The 20,374-nt window shown below is 69.0% G+C and carries 18 protein-coding genes; 5 read left to right on the forward strand and 13 right to left on the reverse strand.

Features of this window, described 5'->3' with window-relative positions; translation table 11 throughout:
• Positions 1 to 14 precede the first annotated feature (14 nt).
• From recJ to FHY09_RS15500, 9 genes are all read right to left on the reverse strand, one after another.
• The gene (gene recJ / locus FHY09_RS15460; RefSeq protein ID WP_456362844.1) at positions 15 to 1,742 is read right to left on the reverse strand and encodes a single-stranded-DNA-specific exonuclease RecJ; all 1,728 of its coding nucleotides are present in this window, start codon (positions 1,740 to 1,742) and stop codon (positions 15 to 17) included.
• A 168-nt stretch (positions 1,743 to 1,910) separates the two neighbouring features.
• The gene (locus FHY09_RS15465) at positions 1,911 to 2,858 is read right to left on the reverse strand and encodes a phosphoglycerate mutase (protein WP_166927801.1); all 948 of its coding nucleotides are present in this window, start codon (positions 2,856 to 2,858) and stop codon (positions 1,911 to 1,913) included.
• Between the two features lie 4 nt (positions 2,859 to 2,862).
• A complete protein-coding gene (gene greA / locus FHY09_RS15470) occupies positions 2,863 to 3,339 on the reverse strand; it encodes a transcription elongation factor GreA (RefSeq protein ID WP_166927802.1) in 477 nt (158 codons plus the stop codon).
• Complete coding sequence (gene carB, locus FHY09_RS15475; protein WP_166927803.1) at positions 3,336 to 6,578, reverse strand: carbamoyl-phosphate synthase large subunit; 3,243 nt, start codon at positions 6,576 to 6,578, stop codon at positions 3,336 to 3,338. Before carB ends, greA begins: the two co-directional genes overlap by 4 nt.
• A gap of 151 nt (positions 6,579 to 6,729) precedes the next feature.
• A complete protein-coding gene (gene carA / locus FHY09_RS15480) occupies positions 6,730 to 7,860 on the reverse strand; it encodes a glutamine-hydrolyzing carbamoyl-phosphate synthase small subunit (protein ID WP_166927804.1) in 1,131 nt (376 codons plus the stop codon).
• 215 nt (positions 7,861 to 8,075) lie between these two features.
• Positions 8,076 to 8,801 carry a 4-hydroxy-tetrahydrodipicolinate reductase gene (locus FHY09_RS15485; RefSeq protein WP_166927805.1) on the reverse strand — a complete coding sequence of 242 codons (726 nt, stop codon included), beginning with the start codon at positions 8,799 to 8,801 and terminating at the stop codon, positions 8,076 to 8,078.
• Between the two features lie 94 nt (positions 8,802 to 8,895).
• The gene (locus FHY09_RS15490) at positions 8,896 to 9,150 is read right to left on the reverse strand and encodes a DUF6587 family protein (RefSeq protein WP_166927806.1); all 255 of its coding nucleotides are present in this window, start codon (positions 9,148 to 9,150) and stop codon (positions 8,896 to 8,898) included.
• Positions 9,150 to 11,009, reverse strand: a complete 1,860-nt coding sequence (feoB, locus tag FHY09_RS15495; protein ID WP_166927807.1) for a ferrous iron transport protein B — start codon at positions 11,007 to 11,009, stop codon at positions 9,150 to 9,152. The genes FHY09_RS15490 and feoB overlap by 1 nt, the downstream gene beginning before the upstream one ends.
• Positions 11,006 to 11,260, reverse strand: a complete 255-nt coding sequence (locus FHY09_RS15500) for a FeoA family protein (protein ID WP_166927808.1) — start codon at positions 11,258 to 11,260, stop codon at positions 11,006 to 11,008. The genes feoB and FHY09_RS15500 overlap by 4 nt, the downstream gene beginning before the upstream one ends.
• Before the next feature lie 113 nt (positions 11,261 to 11,373).
• On the opposite strand from FHY09_RS15500, the gene FHY09_RS15505 reads away from it, so the two are divergent.
• From FHY09_RS15505 to yeiP, 4 genes are all read left to right on the forward strand, one after another.
• Positions 11,374 to 12,174 carry an enoyl-CoA hydratase-related protein gene (locus FHY09_RS15505; protein WP_166927809.1) on the forward strand — a complete coding sequence of 267 codons (801 nt, stop codon included), beginning with the start codon at positions 11,374 to 11,376 and terminating at the stop codon, positions 12,172 to 12,174.
• Positions 12,167 to 13,060, forward strand: coding sequence for a hydroxymethylglutaryl-CoA lyase (locus FHY09_RS15510; protein WP_166927810.1), 894 nt, complete (start codon positions 12,167 to 12,169; stop codon positions 13,058 to 13,060). Before FHY09_RS15505 ends, FHY09_RS15510 begins: the two co-directional genes overlap by 8 nt.
• Positions 13,061 to 13,165: 105 nt before the next feature.
• Positions 13,166 to 13,936, forward strand: coding sequence for an SDR family oxidoreductase (locus FHY09_RS15515; protein ID WP_166927811.1), 771 nt, complete (start codon positions 13,166 to 13,168; stop codon positions 13,934 to 13,936).
• 49 nt (positions 13,937 to 13,985) lie between these two features.
• Positions 13,986 to 14,552 (forward strand): elongation factor P-like protein YeiP, encoded by a 567-nt coding sequence (gene yeiP / locus FHY09_RS15520; protein ID WP_166927812.1) that lies wholly within the window; start codon positions 13,986 to 13,988, stop codon positions 14,550 to 14,552.
• 57 nt (positions 14,553 to 14,609) lie between these two features.
• Here yeiP and FHY09_RS15525 read toward each other — a convergent pair whose 3' ends face one another.
• The 4 genes from FHY09_RS15525 to FHY09_RS15540 all read right to left on the reverse strand — a co-directional run bounded on the left by FHY09_RS15525 (position 14,610) and on the right by FHY09_RS15540 (position 18,911).
• Entirely contained in the window at positions 14,610 to 15,302 is a 693-nt protein-coding gene (locus tag FHY09_RS15525) for an MliC family protein (RefSeq protein WP_166927813.1), read from the reverse strand.
• Between the two features lie 79 nt (positions 15,303 to 15,381).
• Positions 15,382 to 17,142: a DUF7844 domain-containing protein gene (locus tag FHY09_RS15530; RefSeq protein ID WP_166927814.1), complete on the reverse strand. Its 1,761-nt coding sequence runs from the start codon at positions 17,140 to 17,142 to the stop codon at positions 15,382 to 15,384.
• On the reverse strand, positions 17,142 to 17,462 hold the full coding sequence (locus FHY09_RS15535) for a DUF2388 domain-containing protein (RefSeq protein ID WP_166927815.1): 321 nt from the start codon (positions 17,460 to 17,462) through the stop codon (positions 17,142 to 17,144). The genes FHY09_RS15530 and FHY09_RS15535 overlap by 1 nt, the downstream gene beginning before the upstream one ends.
• Positions 17,463 to 17,522: 60 nt before the next feature.
• Complete coding sequence (locus FHY09_RS15540) at positions 17,523 to 18,911, reverse strand: FAD-binding oxidoreductase (RefSeq protein WP_166927816.1); 1,389 nt, start codon at positions 18,909 to 18,911, stop codon at positions 17,523 to 17,525.
• Positions 18,912 to 19,082: 171 nt separating this feature from the next.
• On the opposite strand from FHY09_RS15540, the gene serA reads away from it, so the two are divergent.
• Entirely contained in the window at positions 19,083 to 20,324 is a 1,242-nt protein-coding gene (gene serA, locus FHY09_RS15545) for a phosphoglycerate dehydrogenase (protein ID WP_166927817.1), read from the forward strand.
• Positions 20,325 to 20,374 lie beyond the last annotated feature (50 nt).

Consider the following 20,374-nt stretch of genomic DNA (forward strand, 5'->3'; position numbering starts at 1 on the left):
GCGCGTGGCGGCACTCAGGCCGGCGCGCAGTGCTCGATGATCAGCTGGATCGCGGTGCCGCCGCGATAATCATCGCAGGCCAGGCGGTAGGCCAGATGCACGTGCCGGCCCGGCGCGGTGCCGCTCCAACCGCCGAAGTGGATCGCGTTGAGCGTCCCGCCGGCCTGCGGGTGGCGCAGTTCCAGCTTCAGGTGGCGCTCTTTCAGCACGCGCCAGTTGGCCACTTCAAAGGCGCCATCGAACAGCGGTTCCGGGAACCCCTGGCCCCACGGTCCTGCCAGCCGCAACGCCTCGGCGTGGCGATGATCCAGCTCATCGGCCGCCAGTTCGCCGTCGCTGACCACCTGCTGCTCCAGCATCGCCGGATCGAGCAGCTGTGCCACCGCCGCACGCAGCGCCGCCTCGAACCGTGGAAGGTCCGCGTGCGCCAGCGTCAGGCCTGCCGCCATGGCGTGGCCGCCGAAGCGTTCGATCAGCCCCGGATGCTGCGCATCCACCCGTGCCAGCGCATCACGGATGTGCAGACCGGGAATGGACCGTGCCGAGCCGCGCAGCGTCTGCGCGCCCGGCTCGGCCGGCGCGAGCGCCACCACGGGGCGATGCAGGCGGTCCTTCATCTTCGAGGCCACCAGCCCGATCACGCCCGGGTGCCACTGCGCGTCGAACAGCACGGCCGCCATCGGGCGTCGACCGGACTCATCGAGCACCACACGGGCCACCGCCAGCTCGGCATCGTCGGTCATGCTCTGCTGCACGGCGCGGCGCTCGGCATTGATCTGCTCCAGCGTCTGGGCGATCTCGCGCGCCTGGCGTGGGTCTTCGGTGAGCAGCAGCGCGATGCCCAGCGCCATGTCCTCCAGCCGGCCCGCGGCATTCAGGCGCGGCCCGAGTGCGAAGCCGATATCCGTGGAGGTCAACCGCGCCGCATCGCGTCCACTGGCCTCGATCAGCGCCTTCAGTCCCACGCAGGCCTGCCCGCTGCGCAGGCGGCGCAGGCCCGCGTTGACCAGCGCCCGGTTGTTGGCATCCAGGGCGACCAGATCGGCGACCGTACCGACCGCCACAAGGTCCAGCAGGGTGCCCAGTTCGGGCCCTTTGCCATCGGAAAAGACACCGCGCTCGCGCAGGTGGCGGCGCAGGGCGAGCAGCACGTAGAAGATGACGCCCACGCCAGCCAGCGACTTGCTGGGGAACGCATCCTCGTGCAGGTTCGGATCGACGATCACATCGGCTGCGGGCAGCGCCGGGCCTGGCAGATGGTGGTCGGTCACCAGCACCTTCCACCCGCGGGCCTTGGCCGCGGCGACGCCAGCATGGCAGGCGATGCCATGGTCCACCGTGACCAGCAGATCCGGCTGCAGCGCGGCCAGTTCCTCCACCAGCGCCGGCGACAGCCCGTAGCCATGCACCATCCGGTTCGGGACCGCGTGGGCCACGTGGCGTGCACCGAGCATGCGCAGGCCGCGCACGCCGACGGCGCAGGCGGTGGCACCATCGCAGTCGAAATCGCCGACCACCACGATGCGCTGGTCCTGCGCGATGGCCTCGGTGAGCAGCTGCACCGCGCCCTGCATGCCCGTCATCAGTTCCGGCGGGTGCAGGTTGGCAAGCCGTGGCTGGGCCAGTTCGGGCGTTACCGCACCCCGGCTCGCATACAGGCGTGAAAGCAGCGGCAGGGTGCCATCCGGCCAGGGCGTGAACGCGACCGGATCACGACGGCGGATCGTTGGACGGGAGTCCACGGCACGCTCGGCGGACAGCGGCGCGGCCGGGGTCTGGGGCGTGGCAGGAGGGCTTACAGACGTGTTGTGTTTCATGGCGTCGGCGGTGGAGGACATCGGCAGCGCCGGTAGCAGAACGTGCTGCATGATACCCCGCCGCCGCCGCAGGCCGCCGCGCACGCGCTGTGTTCAGACCGCTCCTGCGGCTGCATCGGACCGCAGTTGCACCGGTTTTTTCCAGAACCGCCAGCGCTGCGCACGCGCGATGTCGAAACACACGCCATCCTGGAAATCCAGCACCAGCCGGCCCAGCTCACCGTGCTGCACGGCCCGGAGCAGCGGACGGATCGCCTCGTTGGCCAGCTGCTCCACCGAACGCAGGCGGCGCAGGTCCACCAGCGCGTCGACGGACTGCTCACCCTCCATGTCCACGCCGGCGGCCACCGCCAGCGCGCGCAGCAGCGCGTCACGGCTGCGCACCTGCGCATGCGCGGTGCTTACGCAGGCAGGCAACGGTCCTGCGCCCCAGAACCAGACCGAATTGATGGGCGGACGTCCCTGCTGCGCACGTGCGGCATTGAGCGGGTGCGCATGCAACGCAACCTGTGCTTCGGTGAGCAGTGCCCGCCAGCGGCGTCCCGTGACGCCCGCAGGCAGATGCGCGAACAGATCATCGCCGAGCACGTCGTCGGGTGCGGCGAACGCCGGCAACGCCAGGTCCAGGGGCAGGCGCACATACCAGCGCGAGGGCGAAGGTGCGTCGAGCTGCAGCCCCTCGCTCTGGAATACAGGCTGCAGCGCCTGCACCAGCGCCGACGCCTCGTCCGCGTCCAGGCCCAGGGTGTCGCCGTGCCCCATCATCCGGGCGCCGTGCATGTCCGGCACCATCTGCGCCGGATCGGCGCGCAGCCAGGCGGCACCGGCCGCATCGCCGGCGTCGAGCTGCCGGGTCAGCGCCGCCACCGGCCAGCGCTCCGCCGGCTCGGTCCCGATCTGGAAGTGCCGATGCAGCTGCGCTGCTTCGCCGGGCGCACCCTGCAGCGGCGTGGCGCGGCCAAGCGCGCGCGCCACATCCTCCGGCAGGGCCGCTGCGGCGAGCCGGGAGCGCGCGGGCAGCAGCAGCGTGGCCGTGGCCATCGGATCAGCTTTCGTAGGAAACGCTGACGATTTCATATTCGCGCTGGCCGGCGGGCGCATCGATGACGATGGAATCGCCTTCGAGCTTGCCGATCATCGCGCGCGCCACCGGTGAGGAGATCGCCACCAGGCCGAGTTTGATGTCCGCTTCGAGGTCACCGACGATCTGGTACTTCTTCTCTTCGTCGGTCTCCACGTCGGCCAGCGTCACCGAGGCACCGAAGACCACCTTCGAGCCGGCGTTGAGCTTGCTCACATCGATGATCTCGGCGTGCGAAAGCTCGCCCTCCAGCTGCTTGATGCGGCCTTCGATGAAGCCCTGCTCCTCGCGCGCGGCGTGGTACTCCGCGTTCTCCTTCAGGTCGCCGTGCTCGCGCGCCTCGGCGATGGCGGCGATGACCTTCGGGCGCTTGACCGTCTTCAGGTGGTCCAGCTCATCACGCAGGCGCTGGGCGCCTTTCAGGGTGATCGGGGCTCTCATGCGTTCAGTTCCTTGTGCAGCTCCTGCAGCGACCAGACCGGGCCGGTACCGCGGAATTCCAGCGAATGCACCAGCGCCTTGGCGCCGGCAATGGTCGTCGAGTAGGTCACCCGGTGCTGCAGGGCCTCGCGACGGATCGAGAACGAGTCGTTGATCGCCGCACGGCCTTCGGTCGTGTTGACGATGTAGACGATCTCGCCGTTCTTGATGGAATCAACGATGTGGGGGCGGCCTTCGACCACCTTGTTGACAATCTCGCAATCCATGCCGTGCTGCTGCAGCCACGCCGCCGTGCCGCGCGTGGCGACCAGGCTGTAGCCGCGCGCCAGCAGCGCTTCGGCCACCGGCAGCACGCGCTGCTTGTCCGGATCACGCACCGAGACGAAGGCCTTGCCGACCGGTGGCGCCTTGATGCCGCCGGCCTCCTGGGCACGCGCGAAGGCGGCGCCGAAGCTGCGGCCCACGCCCATCACCTCGCCGGTGGAGCGCATCTCCGGGCCGAGGATCGGGTCCACGCCCTGGAACTTGGCGAACGGGAAGATGGCTTCCTTGACCGAGTAGTAGTCCGGCACGATCTCCTTCAGCGCGCCCTGGTCGGCCAGCGTCATGCCGGCCATGCAGCGGGCGGCGATCTTGGCCAGCGCCATGCCGGTGGCCTTGGACACGAACGGCACGGTGCGCGAGGCGCGCGGATTCACTTCCAGCAGGTACACGATGTCCTCGCCCTGCTCGCCGGCCTGGATCGCGAACTGGGTGTTCATCAGCCCGACCACGTTCAGGGCCTTGGCCAGTTCCACCACCTGGCGGCGCAGCTCGGCCTGGGTCTGGGCGGACAGCGAGTACGGCGGCAGCGAGCAGGAGGAATCACCGGAATGCACGCCGGCTTCTTCGATGTGCTCCATTACGCCGCCGATCAGGACGTTGCCCTGGTGGTCGGCGATGATGTCCACGTCCACTTCGACGGCATTGTCGAGGAAGCGGTCCAGCAGCACCGGCGAATCGTTGGAGACCTTCACCGCATCGCGCACGTAGCGCGCCAGGTCGGATTCGCCGTAGACGATCTCCATCGCACGCCCGCCGAGCACGTAGCTCGGGCGCACCACCAGGGGATAACCGATCTCGCGCGCCAGCAGCAGCGCCTCCTGGTCGTTGCGGGCAATGCGGTTCGGCGGCTGCTTCAGGCCCAGCGAATCGACCAGCTGCTGGAAGCGCTCGCGGTCCTCGGCCAGGTCGATGGAGTCCGGCGAGGTACCGATCACCGGCACGCCGTTGGCTTCCAGCGCGCGCGCCAGCTTCAGCGGGGTCTGGCCGCCGTACTGCACGATCACGCCCTTGGGCTGCTCCAGCTCGACGATTTCCAGCACGTCTTCCAGCGTCAGCGGCTCGAAGTACAGGCGGTCGGAGGTGTCGTAGTCGGTGGAGACGGTTTCCGGGTTGCAGTTGACCATGATGGTTTCATAGCCATCCTCGCGCAGCGCCAGCGCAGCGTGCACGCAGCAGTAGTCGAACTCGATGCCCTGCCCGATGCGGTTCGGACCGCCACCCAGGATCATGATCTTGTCGCGGTTGCTCGGCGCGGCCTCGCACTCGTCCTCGTAGGTCGAGTAGAGGTAGGCGGTCCCGGTGGCGAACTCGCCCGCGCAGGAGTCCACGCGCTTGTACACCGGACGCACCTTGTGCGCACGACGCAGCGCGCGCACCGCCGCTTCGTTGGTGCCGGTCAGCTGGGCCAGGCGGGCATCGGCGAAGCCGGCGCGCTTGAGCCTGCGCAGGCGCGCGGCGTCCAGCCCGTCCAGGCCACTGGCGGCAACCTCGGCCTCGGCGCCGATGATCTCTTCGATGTGATCCAGGAACCACGGATCGATGAAGGACAGCGCGTGGATGTCTTCCACGCTCATGCCGGCACGGAAGCCGTCGGCCACGTAGAACAGGCGCTCCGGGCCCGGGGCCTGCAGTTCGCGGCGCAGGGTCTGCATGTCATCTTCGCTGCCCAGGTCCAGGCCGGTCGGGTCCAGGCCCACCTTGCCGGTCTCCAGGCCGCGCAGTGCTTTCTGCAGCGATTCCTGGAAGGTGCGGCCCATGGCCATCACCTCGCCCACCGACTTCATCTGCGTGGTCAGGCGCGCATCGGCTGCCGGGAACTTCTCGAAGGCGAACCGCGGGATCTTGGTCACCACGTAGTCGATGGACGGCTCGAACGAGGCCGGGGTCAGGCCGCCGGTGATCTCGTTCTTGAGTTCATCCAGCGTGTAGCCCACGGCCAGCTTCGCGGCGACCTTGGCGATCGGGAAGCCGGTGGCCTTGGAGGCGAGCGCGGAGGACCGCGAGACGCGCGGATTCATCTCGATCACCACCACGCGGCCGGTGGTCGGGCTGATGCCGAACTGCACGTTGGAGCCGCCGGTGTCCACGCCGATCTTGCGCAGCACCGCGATGGAGGCATCGCGCAGGCGCTGGTATTCCTTGTCGGTGAGGGTCTGCGCCGGCGCCACGGTGATCGAGTCGCCGGTGTGCACGCCCATCGGGTCCAGGTTCTCGATGGAGCACACGATGATGCAGTTGTCGGCGGTGTCACGCACCACCTCCATCTCGAATTCCTTCCAGCCCAGCACGGATTCTTCAACCAGCACTTCGGTGGTCGGCGACAGCTCCAGGCCGCGCGTCACGATGTCCACCAGCTCTTCGCGGTTGTAGGCGATGCCGCCGCCGCTGCCGCCCAGGGTGAAGCTGGGACGGATGATGGTCGGATAGCCGACGCGGGTCTGGATGTCCAGCGCTTCTTCCAGCGTGTGCGCGACGGCAGCCGACGGGCACTCCAGGCCGATCTCGCCCATGGCCACGCGGAACAGCTCGCGGTCTTCGGCCATGCGGATCGCTTCGCGCTTGGCGCCGATCAGTTCGACGTTGTACTTCTCCAGCACGCCGTTGTCGGCCAGGTCCAGCGCGCAGTTCAGCGCGGTCTGGCCGCCCATGGTCGGCAGCAGGGCATCGGGCTTCTCCTTGGCGATGATCTTCTCGACCGTCTGCCAGTTGATCGGCTCGATGTACACAGCGTCGGCCATCTCCGGGTCGGTCATGATCGTGGCCGGATTGCTGTTGACCAGCACCACGCGGTAGCCCTCTTCGCGCAGCGCCTTGCAGGCCTGGGCCCCGGAGTAGTCGAACTCGCAGGCCTGCCCGATGACGATCGGGCCGGCACCGATGATGAGGATGGTCTTAAGGTCAGTGCGCTTTGGCATTGTCTTCTCTAGGTCTGTACAGCGTGACTGTGGGAGGTGATCGCACGCTGTCGATCAGGAATCTCGAGCCGCCCTGCCGCGCCGGAGCGGCGGCCGCAGGACGGAGGGGGCGGTCCATCGCAGCGTCGCCGGCACGCCGGCAACGGCCGCATCACGCCTTGGCGTCGGCCATCAGGCGCACGAACCGGTCAAACAGCGGGCCCACGTCGGTCGGGCCCGGCGAGGCTTCCGGATGCCCCTGGAACGAGAACGCCGGCACGTCGGTGCGCGCGATGCCCTGGTTGGTGCCGTCGAACAGCGAACGGTGCGTCACGCGCAGCGTCGCCGGCAGGGTCGCCTCGTCCACGGCGAAACCATGGTTCTGCGAGGTGATCATCACGCGCCCGTCGTCGAGGTCCTGCACCGGGTGATTGGCACCGTGGTGGCCGTGGGCCATCTTCACCGTCTTCGCGCCCGAGGCCAGCGCCAGCAGCTGGTGCCCCAGGCAGATGCCGAACGTCGGTACGCGCGCTTCGAGGAACGCGCCGATGGCGGTGACCGCGTAATCACACGGCTCCGGATCGCCCGGGCCATTGGACAGGAACACGCCGTCCGGCTTCAGCGCGAGCACCTCGGCCGCCGGCGTCTGCGCCGGCACCACCGTGACCGCGCAGCCACGCTCGGCCAGCATGCGCAGGATGTTGGTCTTGATGCCGAAATCGTAGGCGACCACGTTGTACTGCGCCGGCACGCTGACGAAAGCGTTGGCGTTCAGGTCAAGCTGGCCCTCGCTCCAGCTGTAGGTGGACTCGGTGGAGACCACTTTGGCCAGGTCCATGCCCTTCAATCCCGGGAACGCGCGGGCCGCTTCCAGCGCCTTGTCCACATCCAGGCCGTCGCCGGCCATCAGCGCGCCGTTCTGCGCCCCCTTCTCACGCAGGATCCGCGTGAGCTTGCGCGTGTCGATGCCGGAAATGGCGACCACGCCGCGCTGCTGCAGCCAGTCCTGCAGCGGCACCTGGCTGCGCCAGCTGCTCGGACGGCGCGGCACGTCGCGCACGATCAGGCCCGCCGACCACACCTTGGCGGCCTCGTCATCCTGCTCGGTCATGCCGGTGTTGCCGATATGCGGATAGGTCAGCGTGACCATCTGCCGGGCGTAGGAGGGATCGGTCAACACTTCCTGATAGCCGGTCATGGCGGTGTTGAACACCACCTCGCCGACGGACAGGCCGGGCGCTCCTACGGATTCGCCTTCGAATACGGTGCCGTCTTCGAGGACGAGGATTGCGGCTTGGGTCACGGAAATCTCACTTTGGCTACCGAGGGGGCACCGAAGGTCACGCCTGCGCGCACGGTCAAAAACCGGTTGCAAAAAAGCGCGGACGTACGGTCGAGGACCGGTCCGGCTATCGTGTTTCGGCGAGTGCGAATTGTAGACCCTGACGGGGGTCTGCGCCAGCGTCGATTGCAGTTGGATGACGCGCCGGCATTCATTTCCGCCGGCGCACTGCCTGTTCAGCGTTCCAGCAGGTCGCGTACGCGGTAGCTGCCTGCAGGCTTGCCGGCCAGCTGGCGAGCCGCGAACAGCGCCCCGCGCGCAAACACGTCGCGGTTGGTGGCGCGATGGACCAGTTCGATGCGCTCGCCCAGCCCGGTGAACTGCACCAGATGTTCGCCCACGATGTCTCCGGCGCGCAGGCTGGCGTAGTGCGGCGTGGCGCCTCCGCGTGCGGCCGCCGCGCCGAGGGTCAGCGCGGTGCCCGAGGGCGCATCCACCTTGCGCGTGTGATGGGATTCGACGATATCGCAGTCCCAGCCGGCCACGGCCTGCGCGGCCCGCTCCACCAGCTCGTCGAGCACGGCCACGCCCAGACTGAAGTTGGAGGCCCAGACCAGCGGAATGGTCGACGCGGCCGCCTCCAGGCCAGCGCGCTGGGCCGCACTGATTCCCGTGGTGCCGGATACCAGCGCCGCACCGCGCGCCATGCACTGCGCCACGATCGCGTCAAAGCCCTCCGGCAGGCTGAAATCGATCGCCACGTCGAACGGGGGGACAGCGGCCAGCTCGCGGGCCGCGAAGTGCGGTACGCCATCCACCACGCGCTGGGCAGGCGCACGGCCATTGACCGCCGCAACGAAGGCCAGCGGCCCGGAGGCATGTTCGGCGGCCAGCCGCAGCAGGGCCTGGCCCATGCGCCCGGAAGCGCCGTGGATGAGCAATCGCAGGGGGGTTGGGTTCATGCTGGAAGGCTACCGCCTGGCACCGGGTTTGCCCAGCACCGGGCCTGCCTGCGGGCCGGGTGGCAAGACGCGGCCCGCTGCGGCGCGCACCGCCTCAGTGGGCCTTCGGCGGCGCCGGACCGCAGCTGTCACAGCCGCCGCAGGCGCTGGCGCTGGCGCCGGCCGGCGGCGCGATGCGCCGCCCCAGTGCCTGCAGCCACGGGGCACGCTGCGGCCGCGCCAGCCGCAGCGCCACGCCTCCGCGCACGCCCCGCACCACGCCGGGAAACTGCTTCTTGAGCACTACCCAGGCGCTGGCCAGTACCGCCAGCGCGATCACCACGTACTGCAGCAGCAGGCCGGCATCCATCAGCCGGCCCCCAGGGCCACGGCCACCTGGTAGGTGACCAGCGCCGCCAGATAGGCGGCCGCGAACAGATAGAAGGTGGCAAAGCCCACCTGCTTCCACGAGTTGGTCTCGCGCTTGATCGTGGCCAGGGTCGAGATGCACATCGGCGCGTAGATGAACCACACCAGCAGCGACAGTCCCGTGGCGAGCGACCAGCCATCACTGATCACCGGCGTCAGCGCCGAGATCGCCGCATCGTCGTCGGCCGCCGACAGCGCATAGATCGTCGCCAGCGAGGACACCGCCACTTCGCGCGCCCCCATGCCCGGAATCAGCGCGATGCAGATCTGCCAGTTGAAGCCCAGCGGCGCGAAGATGATCGCCATCGCATGACCCAGCTGACCGGCGTAGCTGTAGTCGATGGCCGGCATGGTGGCGTTCTCCGGGGCGGCCGGGAACGAAAGCAGGAACCACAGCAGGATCGTCAGCGCGAGGATGATGCCGCCCACGCGCTTGAGGAAGATCATGCCGCGCTCGTACAGCCCCACTGCCAGGTCACGCGGATGCGGAATGCGGTAGGACGGCAGCTCCAGCATCAACGGGTGCTCGCTCTTGTCGCGGCGCCATTTCTTCATCACCCAGGACATCAGCAAGGCACTGACGATGCCCGCCAGGTACAGCGCGAACAGCACCAGCCCCTGCTGGTTGAACGGACCGACCTTGCCCTCCGGGATGAACGCAGCGATCAGCAGCGCATACACCGGCAGCCGCGCCGAGCAGGTCATCAGCGGGGCAACTAGGATCGTGGCCAGGCGGTCGCGCGGATCCTGGATGCTGCGCGTGGCCATGATGCCGGGCACCGCGCAGGCAAAGCTGGACAGCAGCGGGATGAACGAACGCCCCGACAGGCCCGCCGAGGCCATCATGCGGTCGAGCAGGAACGCGGCGCGTGGCAGGTACCCGGATTCCTCCAGCGCGAGAATGAACGCGAACAGGATCAGGATCTGCGGGAGGAACACCACCACGCCCCCCAGGCCGGCGATGATGCCGTCGGTGACCAGGCTCGCCAGGGGACCCTCCGGCAGCGTGGCGGCAGCGCGCTCGCCGAACCAGCCGAACAGCGTTTCGATGCCGTCCATCATCGGTGTCGCCCAGGCGAACACCGCCTGGAAGATCAGGAACATCACCACCACCAGCGTTGCCAGCCCGAACACCGGGTGCAGCAGCCAGCGGTCCAGCACATCGTCGATCTTCGCGGTGCGGGTGGGCATGCTCACCGCGGCGGCCAGAATGCCGCGCACCTGTTCGTGGTAATCCTGCTCCGTCGCCGGCGCCGCCACCGGTGCGTTGAGGTGCGGCACCATGGCGTCCAGCCGTTCCACTAGCGCGCGGGCGCCGTTGCGACGCACCGCCACGGTCTCCACCACGGGCACGCCGAGCGCCTGTTCCAGCGCGGCCACGTCGATGCGGATGCCCCGCCGTTCGGCGGCGTCGACCATGTTCAGCGCCACCACCATCGGACGGCCGAGTTCGCGCAGTTCCAGGGCGAAACGCAGGTGCAGGCGCAGGTTGGTCGCATCGATCACGCACAGCAGCACATCAGGCGCGACCTCGCCCGGATAGAAGCCACGGCACAGGTCGCGGGTGATGGCTTCGTCCAGGCTCGCCGGCTGCAGGCTGTACGCACCCGGCAGGTCCAGCACGGCGAACTCGCGGCCGGAGGGCGCCCGCATGCGGCCTTCCTTGCGCTCCACGGTCACGCCGGTGTAATTGGCCACTTTCTGGCGGCTGCCGGTGAGCTGGTTGAACAACGCGGTCTTGCCGCTGTTCGGGTTGCCGACCAGGGCGACGCGCAGCGGCAGCGCGGCGGAGGTGCTCATGCGTGGGCCTCCCCGGCCGGGCTGGCCAGCGCGACACGTGCCGCCTCACTGCGCCGCAGCGCGAAACGGGTGAAGCCGATCTGCACCAGCAGCGGTTCGGCGCCCAGCGGACCACGCGCCACCAGCCGCACCGGCTCCCCCTTCACGAACCCGAGCTCGCGCAGGCGGCGGGCGATGGCATCGTTGGGGTGCAGGTCGCGGACCGCTTCGACCACGGCATCGGCGTGCAAAGGGAGATCGGACAACGTCACTCGCGCGCATCTCTGGATAAGAATGGTTATCAATTCTAGCATCGCCGCGCCGCGTCATGGCCCACGCCGGGGTGAACGCTATGATCTGTACAGCCTTGGACAATGCCCTTTACATGACTGATTCCCTGCAGATCGAGCGCTCCGGCGCGATTCTCACCCTGCGGCTGGCGCGCCCGGCCCTGCACAATGCCTTCGATGCCGGATTGATCGCGGCGCTGACCGATGCGCTGGAGACGGCTGGCCGCGACACCTCGCTGCGCGCGGTCGTGCTGGCCGGCGCCGGTGCGTCGTTCTCGGCCGGTGCGGACCTGGCGTGGATGCGCTCGATGGCGTCCGCTTCGGAGGCCGACAACCGCCGCGATGCCCTTGCCCTGGCCCGGCTGATGCGCACGCTCGACGAACTGCCCACGCCGACCATCGCGCGGGTGCATGGCGCCGCCTTTGGTGGGGGTGTCGGACTGGTCGCCTGCTGTGACATCGCCATCGCCGCCGAGGCGGCCCGCTTCGGGCTGACCGAAAGCCGCCTCGGCCTGCTGCCGGCGGTCATCTCACCCTACGTGATCCAGGCCATCGGCCCGCGCCAGGCACGTCGCTGGTTCGCCACCGGCGAGCACTTCGACGCCTCGACCGCGCTGCGCATCGGCCTGGTCCACGAGGTAGTGGCCGAAGCGGACCTTGATGCCGCCGTGGCGCGGCAACTCGCCCTGCTCGGCAAGGCCGGTCCGCTCGCTGCCGCTGCCGCCGGCGAGCTGGTACGGCGCGTGGCCGCCACGATGGACCGCGATGCGCTGGATGCGGCCAATGCCGATCTGATCGCGCGCCTGCGGGTGTCCGCCGAAGGCCAGGAGGGGCTAGGCGCCTACCTTGGCAAACGCACGCCGGCATGGGTGAGCGAGGGGCCGGACCATGTCTGACGACGTCCGCATCGTCGAGGTCGGGCCGCGCGACGGCCTGCAGAATGAAAAGCAGCCGGTGGCCACCGCTGACAAGATCGCCCTGATCGATCGCCTCACGGCCACGGGCCTGCGCACCATCGAAGCCACCAGCTTCGTCAGCCCGCGCTGGGTGCCGCAGCTGGCCGATGCCGCCGAGGTCTACGCCGGCATCCAGCGCCGCACCGGCGTTGCCTATCCGGTGCTGGTACCCAATGAACAGGGCTATGAGCGCGCGCGCGCGGTGGATGTCACCGAAGTGGCGGTGTTCACCGCGGCCTCGGAAACCTTCAACCGCACCAATACCAACGCCGGCATCGACGAATCACTGGCGCGCTTCGAGCCCATCCTGCGCCGCGCCGCGCTCGATGGCGTGCGCGTGCGTGGCTACGTCTCCACGGTGCTGGGCTGCCCCTACCAGGGCGAGGTTCCGGTGGCCGAGGTGGTGCGCGTGGCCCAGGCGCTGCATGCGATGGGCTGCTACGAAATCTCGCTCGGCGACACCATCGGCGTGGGCACCCCGCGCAAGGCGCGCGCCATGCTTGAAGCGGTGGCCAGCGAAGTGCCGATGCACGCGCTGGCCGTGCATTTCCACGACACCTACGGGCAGGCCATCGCCAACATCGCCACCTGCCTGGAAGCCGGGGTGCGCGTGGTCGACAGCGCGGTCTCCGGCGCGGGCGGCTGCCCGTACGCAAAGGGCGCCAGCGGCAACGTGGCCAGCGAGGACGTGGTGTATCTGCTGCAGGGCATGGGCCTGCACAGCGGCGTGGATCTGGAGGCGCTGGCGGCGACCGGGCGCTGGCTGGCCGGGTTGCTGGGCCGCAGGACCGGCAGCCGCACCGGACAGGCACTCACCCCGGCCTGAGCGCGCGCACGTCCCTGCCCGGCCGCCCGCCGCAGCGCACTGCACAACAGCGCACTGCGGCGCTTCCGCTAGAATCCCTGCCTTCAGACTCGACAGGACCACGCAATGCAGTTGTCCCACGTACGTGCCGTCATCACCGGCGGCGTTTCCGGTCTCGGCCTGGCCGTCGCCGAACACCTCATCGCGCAGGGCGGCAAGGTCGTCCTGTTCGATCTCAATGATGACAAGGGTGCCGCCGCCGTCGGCGCACTGGGCAGCGAGCGCGCGCAGTACCTGCAGGTCAATGTCAGCGACGAGGCCGCGGTCACCGCCGCCTTCGACACGGCGCAGCAGTTCCTCGGTGGCCTCAACGTGGCGATCAACTGCGCGGGCATCCTCGGGGCCGGGCGCGTGCTCGGCAAGGAAGGCCCCATGGCGCTGTCCGCGTTCCAGGGCACCGTCATGGTGAACCTGGTGGGCAGCTTCAATGTGGCCAAGGCCGCCGCCGCACTGATGCAGCACAACGCCCCCGGCGAGGATGGCGAGCGCGGCGTGATCATCAACACCGCCAGCATCGCCGCCTACGAAGGCCAGATCGGCCAGGCGGCCTACGCGGCCTCCAAGGGCGGCGTGGTGTCCATGACGCTGCCGATGGCGCGCGAGCTGTCACGTTTCGGGATCCGCGTGAACACGATCGCGCCGGGCGTGTTCTGGACACCGATGGTGGACGGCATGCCCGAGGCCGTGCAGGAATCGCTCGCCGCGTCCATCCCATTCCCTTCGCGGCTGGGCCGTCCGCAGGATTTCGCCAGCCTGGTCGCCTACCTGCTGGGCAACACCTATCTCAACGGCGAGACCATCCGCCTCGACGGCGCCACGCGCCTGGCGCCGAAGTAAGTCCCCCGGGCACCGGGACGGTGCCTCCCCCACACAGACCAACACCACCATGAAAGCCAGTGACATCAAGAAGGGCAACGTCGTCGAACACAACGGCGGCGTGTACCAGATCCGCGACATCGAACGCAGCTCGCCGCAGGGCCGCGGCGGCAACGTCCGCTTCCGCTTCATCATGTACAGCGTGCCCGGTGGCAACAAGGCCGATGCCACCTTCGATTCGGACGACAACCTGGTCGAAGTGGAGCTGCTGCGCCGCCAGGCCACCTATTCGTACAAGGATGGCGAGGCTTTCGTGTTCCTCGACGATGAGGACTACACCCCCTACACGCTCGACGCCGAGGTGATCGGCGACGACGCGGGCTACATCACCGATGGCCTGACCGGCCTGTACGTGCAGGTGATCGACGACCAACCGGTGGCCGTGCAGCTGCCGACCAGCGTCGTGCTGGAAGTGGTCGAAACGCCGCCGGAAATGAAGGGCGGCACGGCGACCAAGCGCCCGAAGCCGGCCCGGCTGAACACCGGGATCGAAATCATGGTGCCGGAGTACATCGCCAACGGCGAGCGCGTGCTGGTCAACACCGCCACCGGCGAGTTCGCTGGCCGCGCGGACTGAACGCACTGCGGCGCCGGTGATCAGCCGGCGCCGCAGCGGGGCGCTCCTGGGATGCGATCAGGGAGCCAGGACGTTCCCGCAGCCATGCAGCTGGCGCGCGCCCACGGCGAGCATGGCCTTGGCGTCGAGCATTTCACCACTGGCCAAGGCCTGGCAGGGGACGCGCTGGATGCTCAGCTTGACCAGCGTGCCGTCGGTTGCCGTGCCGGCCCAGCCGTCGGGACCCTGCGTCGGTGCGGGCACGTCATAGACGGTCTGCCCGTAATCCACCTCGACATGCAGGCCCGGCTGACCCGGCACGTCGACAGTGGCCAGCCAGCCTGGCTCGCTGCCCGATGCGTGGAAGGACGACGGCGCCGGCCCACCGTCGGCCACACCCGCGACCGCCTGGCTGCCGTCACGGATCTGCCTGCACGCCCGGTCCTGCTCGCCCTGCAGGGTCAGCACCGCCTCGTCACCGCCCTTGGTCCACAGCACGTTGCCACGGGTATCTACGTAGCGCGCGCCCGACGCAGCTTCTTCGCCGGTCATGGCAAAGGTGCGACCCTCGATCACGACCGTGGCCGCGTCATCGCCGCGGAACGTCGCCTGCACGGTCTTGTCGCCGCAGCGGTACAGCGTTTCCTGTTCGGCCGCGGTGACCGCAGGCGCCTGACCGGCGGCATCCGCTGCCGGCGTTTTCTCGGGCTGGCAGGCGGCCGCCAGCGCCACGACAAGAACAGTGGGAACAAGGAAGAAAGAGGGACGCATGCGGACTCCGTGACAAAATTTCATAACGCTACCCTAACAGCCGGTCCGTCAACGCACGGGCAAACGCCGCGCTGCGCGGCTACTGCAACGGCGCTGCGGCGAGTACCCTGAGGCGGGCATCGAGCACCTGCAGGTTGTCCCGCAGCGCATCCAGCTCGCGCTGCTCCACGGCAGGCAGCGCGGCACGCAGTTCAGTCCGCAGGGCCTTCCATGCGGCCGGCCCCTCCTGCGACAGCGCCTGCAGCGCGGGCTGCAGCGTCGCCAGCTCGCCGCTCTGCGGCACGCCGTAACCGTGCGGCAGCAGGCCGCCTGGCTGCAGCCACTGCCCGGCACGGGTCAACAGTATCTGCAGTTGGTGCGCCTGTTCGCTGCCGGGCCGGCGCAGCAACCGGTGCTTCACCGTATCGCGCGCGCGCAGTTCGGCGCGGCGCTGTGCGGCCTGCTCAAGCAGCAACAGCCCTGCCGTGCTGCGAAGCCCGCCGCGCTGCAACCACGGTGCGCGCTCGGCCGCGCCCATCGCCAGCCATCGCCGCGCATCTCGTGCCGGCAGGGCGAGTTCAGTGCGCGCCACCGCGAACAACTGCGCGTAATGGGTGTCGGCGGATTCGAAGTAATACCCCTCACGCACGGCGGTCGCGGGATCGTCCAGAACGTGCTCGTCCAGCCAGCCGCGGCGTTCCAGGCGACGGCGCAGGCCGCGCGGCGTGATGCGTTCGATCCCCGCCTCCGCCAGCGCGGGCACTGCGGCCTGCAACAGCTTGGCGGTTTCCACCGCGCAGTTGTTGCCGACGAAGTAGTAGCGTCCGTCGTAGCTCCAGTGCACCTGTGCGGCACGCGCCAGCAGGCCCCGGATGTCCTGCGGCTGCAGTCGCAGCGGTAGCGAGGCCAGGCTGCGCAGCTCCACCCGCGTGTAGTCGTCCACGACCTGCTGCAGTGGCAGCACGAACAGCCGGGACGGATACCCCCCACTCAGGCCCCGCCAGTTCGACAGGGCGACATCGCCGACGAACGCGCGGAAGGACAGCACGCGGTGCTGGTCCAGGTCCATCCGGCAGTCCGGCCCCGGGGCACGGCCCTCCCGGCAGATCACCAGCCGCAGCATGCTGTGGCCCCAGCGGCTCATCGGCGCTTCGGCGCCTTCGGCGAACAGATAATCCACCGCATATACGCGGGCGGGATCGAGCTGCAGCAGTTCCACCGCGCCTTCGTCCTCGCCCGCCGCCAGCAGCGGCAGCACCGCGCTGCAGTCCAGGCTACCGATCGGCGCCGGGCCGAAGGTGTCCACCAGCCAACTCGCCAAGGCGGGCCGACGGCAGGCGAACGACGGATCCTGCAGCCAGTGCTCGACATTCACCGCCAGGTATTCCGCCGGGCTATGCAGTTCGTACGCATCGGGCGAGCGCTGTTCGAACCGGTTCGGCGTACGCCCGAGCCGCCAGGGCCGCCGCTGCCAGCCGGCGAGTTCACGCAACCGTGCGCTGCGCGACCAGTGCCCGCCTGCACGGTCGGCCACATGCACCAGCTCATGCAGCAGCGTGCTGCGCAGCCGAGCCCCGGCACGCCGGTCCAGCAGCGCACGGTCCAGCCGTATGCCACCGGCGAAGGTGCGACCGGCCACATGCGGCGGCAGGTCGTCACGCCACTCGATATGCACCTCGGCAGGCAATGCACTGCGCAGACCGGCCGGCAACTGCTGCATCACCGCATCGCGCGCCGCGCGCGCGTACGCGGCGTCCGCCGCAGACAGGCCCTCATCGACAGCCAGCGCCGCGCTGCCCTGCGCGAGGCCTGCGATGCCCAGCAGCAGCGCCGCGCAGGCGACGGCGCATCGCCGCGGCATCAACGCGCCAGCAGGGCCTGCGCCAGCTGAAGATCGGATGCCTGGCGGGCCTCGGCATCGCGCTCGCGCAGTGCCAGCAGGCCCGCCTGCAACCGTGCGCCACGGATGGCACCGTTGCTGGCCACGAATGCCGCAGCGTCATCGCGCGCTGCGACGATCCGCTTGTCATCGCCGGAACTGCTGCCGGAGGAGCCTGACGAGGCCCCGGACGCAGAGCCGGCGGAGGTGCCGGCAAAGCTCGACGCCGTGGCCATGATCGGCAACGCACACAGCGCGAGCAGCAGCACGGGCAGGGAAACGGCAGGGCGCAGTGGGGTCATTGGAGATCACTCGTGAAGGAAGTGTGCAAAGCGTAACCGACCCGCGACGCGATCAGCGCGTCAGGCATCGAACACCTTGCCCGGATTCAGCCGGGCGCCGGGATCGAACGCGTGTTTGACCGCCTTCATCAACGCGATCTCGGCGGCACTCCGCGTGCTGTCCAGGTAGGCCTTCTTGACCAGCCCGATGCCGTGCTCGGCCGAGATGCTGCCCCCGAAACGCTGCAGGACCTGTGCCAGCAACCGCGTGACATGCTCGCACTGGGCGAGGAAATCGGCCGCACCGGTGTCGGCCGGCTTGAGCACGTTGATATGCAGGTTGCCATCGCCGATATGGCCGAACCACACGACTTCGAAGTGCGGATACGCCTCGCCGATCAGTGCCTGCGTTTCGGCCAGGAAGGCCGGCATCGAGGAAATGCGCACCGACACATCGTTCTTGTACGGTGTATGGCGCGCGAGCGCCTCGGTGATCCCTTCGCGCAGGCGCCACAGCTGCGCGGCCTGGGCGTCGCTGGCACTGATCACCCCGTCGCTGACCCAGCCCTGCGCCATGCAGTCCTCGAAGGCGGCCATGGCCGCCGCCTCCTGCGCCTCATCGCCCGCGGCGAATTCGGTCACCACGTAATACGGGTGCAGGGTGTCGAACGGGGCCTGCGCGCCGTGCGCGAGCACGTGCTGCAACGCCCGGTCGGTGAAGAACTCGAAGGCCTGCAGCTGCAGGCGCGCACGGAACGCGGCGAAGACCTGCATCAGCACGTCGAAACCGGGCAGCGCGAGCAGCATCACGTTGCTGGCCGGCGCCGCATCGGTAAGTTTCACCGTGGCTTCCACGATCACCCCGAGCGTCCCTTCCGAGCCCACCATGAGCTGGCGGAAGTCGTAACCGCTTGAGTTCTTCACCAGGCCCTTGTTGAGCTCCAGCAGCGCGCCATCAGCGGTGACCACCTTCAGACCGGCGATCCATTCGCGCGTGTTGCCGTAGCGGATCACGCGGATGCCGCCGGCATTGGTGGCGATGTTGCCACCGATCGTGCAGGACCCGCGCGCGGCGAAGTCCACCGGATAGATCAGGCCGTGCCCGGCAGCTGCGTTGTGCAGCGCCTCCAGCGGCATGCCCGCCTGGACGGTCAGCAGGCGGTCCACCGCATCGAAGGCCAGCGCTCTGTTCATCCGCTCCAGGCTCAGCACCAGCTCGCCCCGGGCCGCCACCGCGCCCCCGGACAGGCCGGTGCGGCCGCCGGAAGGCACCACGGCGACGTTTTCAGCCGCGCTCCAGCGCATCACCGCCTGCACCTCCTCCACCGTTGCCGGCAGGGCGATGGCCAGCGGCGCGGGCGTCCAGCGCCGGGTCCAGTCACGGCCGTAATGCTCCAGGTCGGCGGCATCGGTCTTCAGGCGCAGGTCGGGCGCGGCCTGGCGCAGCGAATCGAGACGGGGATCGGTCATGGCAGTCCAGCAGAACGCACGAAGAGCGGGCAAGCGTGCCAGTGCCCTGCCCCAGCGTCCACCCCCCTTCCGGCGGCGCCGATGGCTTCAGCTGCAACCTTTCCCGCAGTGCACCATGCCCCGTGCCATCTGGCATAGTGGACGGCCCCCGTCCCACTGGCCGTGCCGTCCATGTCGCCGAAGAAGACCTCCTACCCGAAGCAGGATATCCGCGTGTTGTTGCTGGAGGGGGTCAGCCAGACCGCCGTGGACGTGTTCACCGCCGCCGGCTACAGCCAGATCGAGCTGCACAGCAAGGCGCTGCCGGAAGACGAACTGAAGGCGCGCATCGCCGAAGCGCACATCGTGGGCATCCGCTCGCGCAGCCAGCTCAGCGCCGAGGTGCTGGCCGAGGCCAAGCGTGCGATCGCCATCGGCTGCTTCTGCATCGGTACCAACCAGGTCGACCTGGACGCGGCCGAACTGGCCGGCATTCCGGTGTTCAACGCGCCCTACTCCAACACGCGCAGCGTGGCCGAGCTGGTCATCGCCGAAGCGATCATGCTCACCCGCGGTATTCCGCAGAAGAACGCCGAATGCCATCGCGGCGGCTGGTCCAAATCGGCCGCTGGCAGCCACGAAGTCCGCGGCAAGGTGCTGGGCATCATCGGCTATGGACACATCGGCACCCAGGTCGGCGTGCTCGCCGAGGCACTGGGCCTGCAGGTGATCTTCCACGACATCGAGGCCAAGCTCTCCCTGGGCAATGCGCGTGCGGCGGCGAGCCTGGACGACCTGCTCGAGCGGGCGGACATCGTGACGCTGCATGTTCCCGAAAATGCGTCCACGCACTGGATGATCGGTGCGACGGAACTGGCGAAGATGCGCCGCGGCGCGCACCTGATCAATGCCGCGCGCGGCACCGTGGTGGACATCGACGCGCTGGACGCCGCGCTGGCCAGCGGCCAGATCGGCGGGGCGGCGGTGGACGTGTTCCCGGTCGAGCCCAAGGGCAATGGCGATGTGTTCGAGTCGCCCCTGACCCGCCATGACAATGTGATCCTGACACCCCACGTGGGCGGCAGCACGCTGGAGGCGCAGGACAACATCGGAATCGAGGTGGCCGCCAAGCTGGTCCGTTACAGCGACAACGGCAGCACGCTGTCGGCGGTCAACTTCCCCGAAGTGACCCTGCCCGAGCACGGCGGCAGCCTGCGCCTGCTGCACATCCACCGCAACGTGCCGGGCGTGCTGTCCAGGGTCAACGAAATCTTCTCGCGGCACAACGTCAACATCGATGGCCAGTTCCTGCGCACCGACGCGCAGGTCGGTTACGTGGTGATCGACATCACCGCGACCGAGGCCCAGGCCACGGCGGTGCGTGAGGAGCTTTCCTCCATCCCGGGAACGCTGCGCACGCGCGTGCTGTATTGAGGCCGCGCCGGGCTCTGCCCGGCACCCTGCCCGGCGCCGGCTGCCCCGTC

The sequence above is a fragment of the Xanthomonas sp. 60 genome (genome assembly GCF_011761925.1).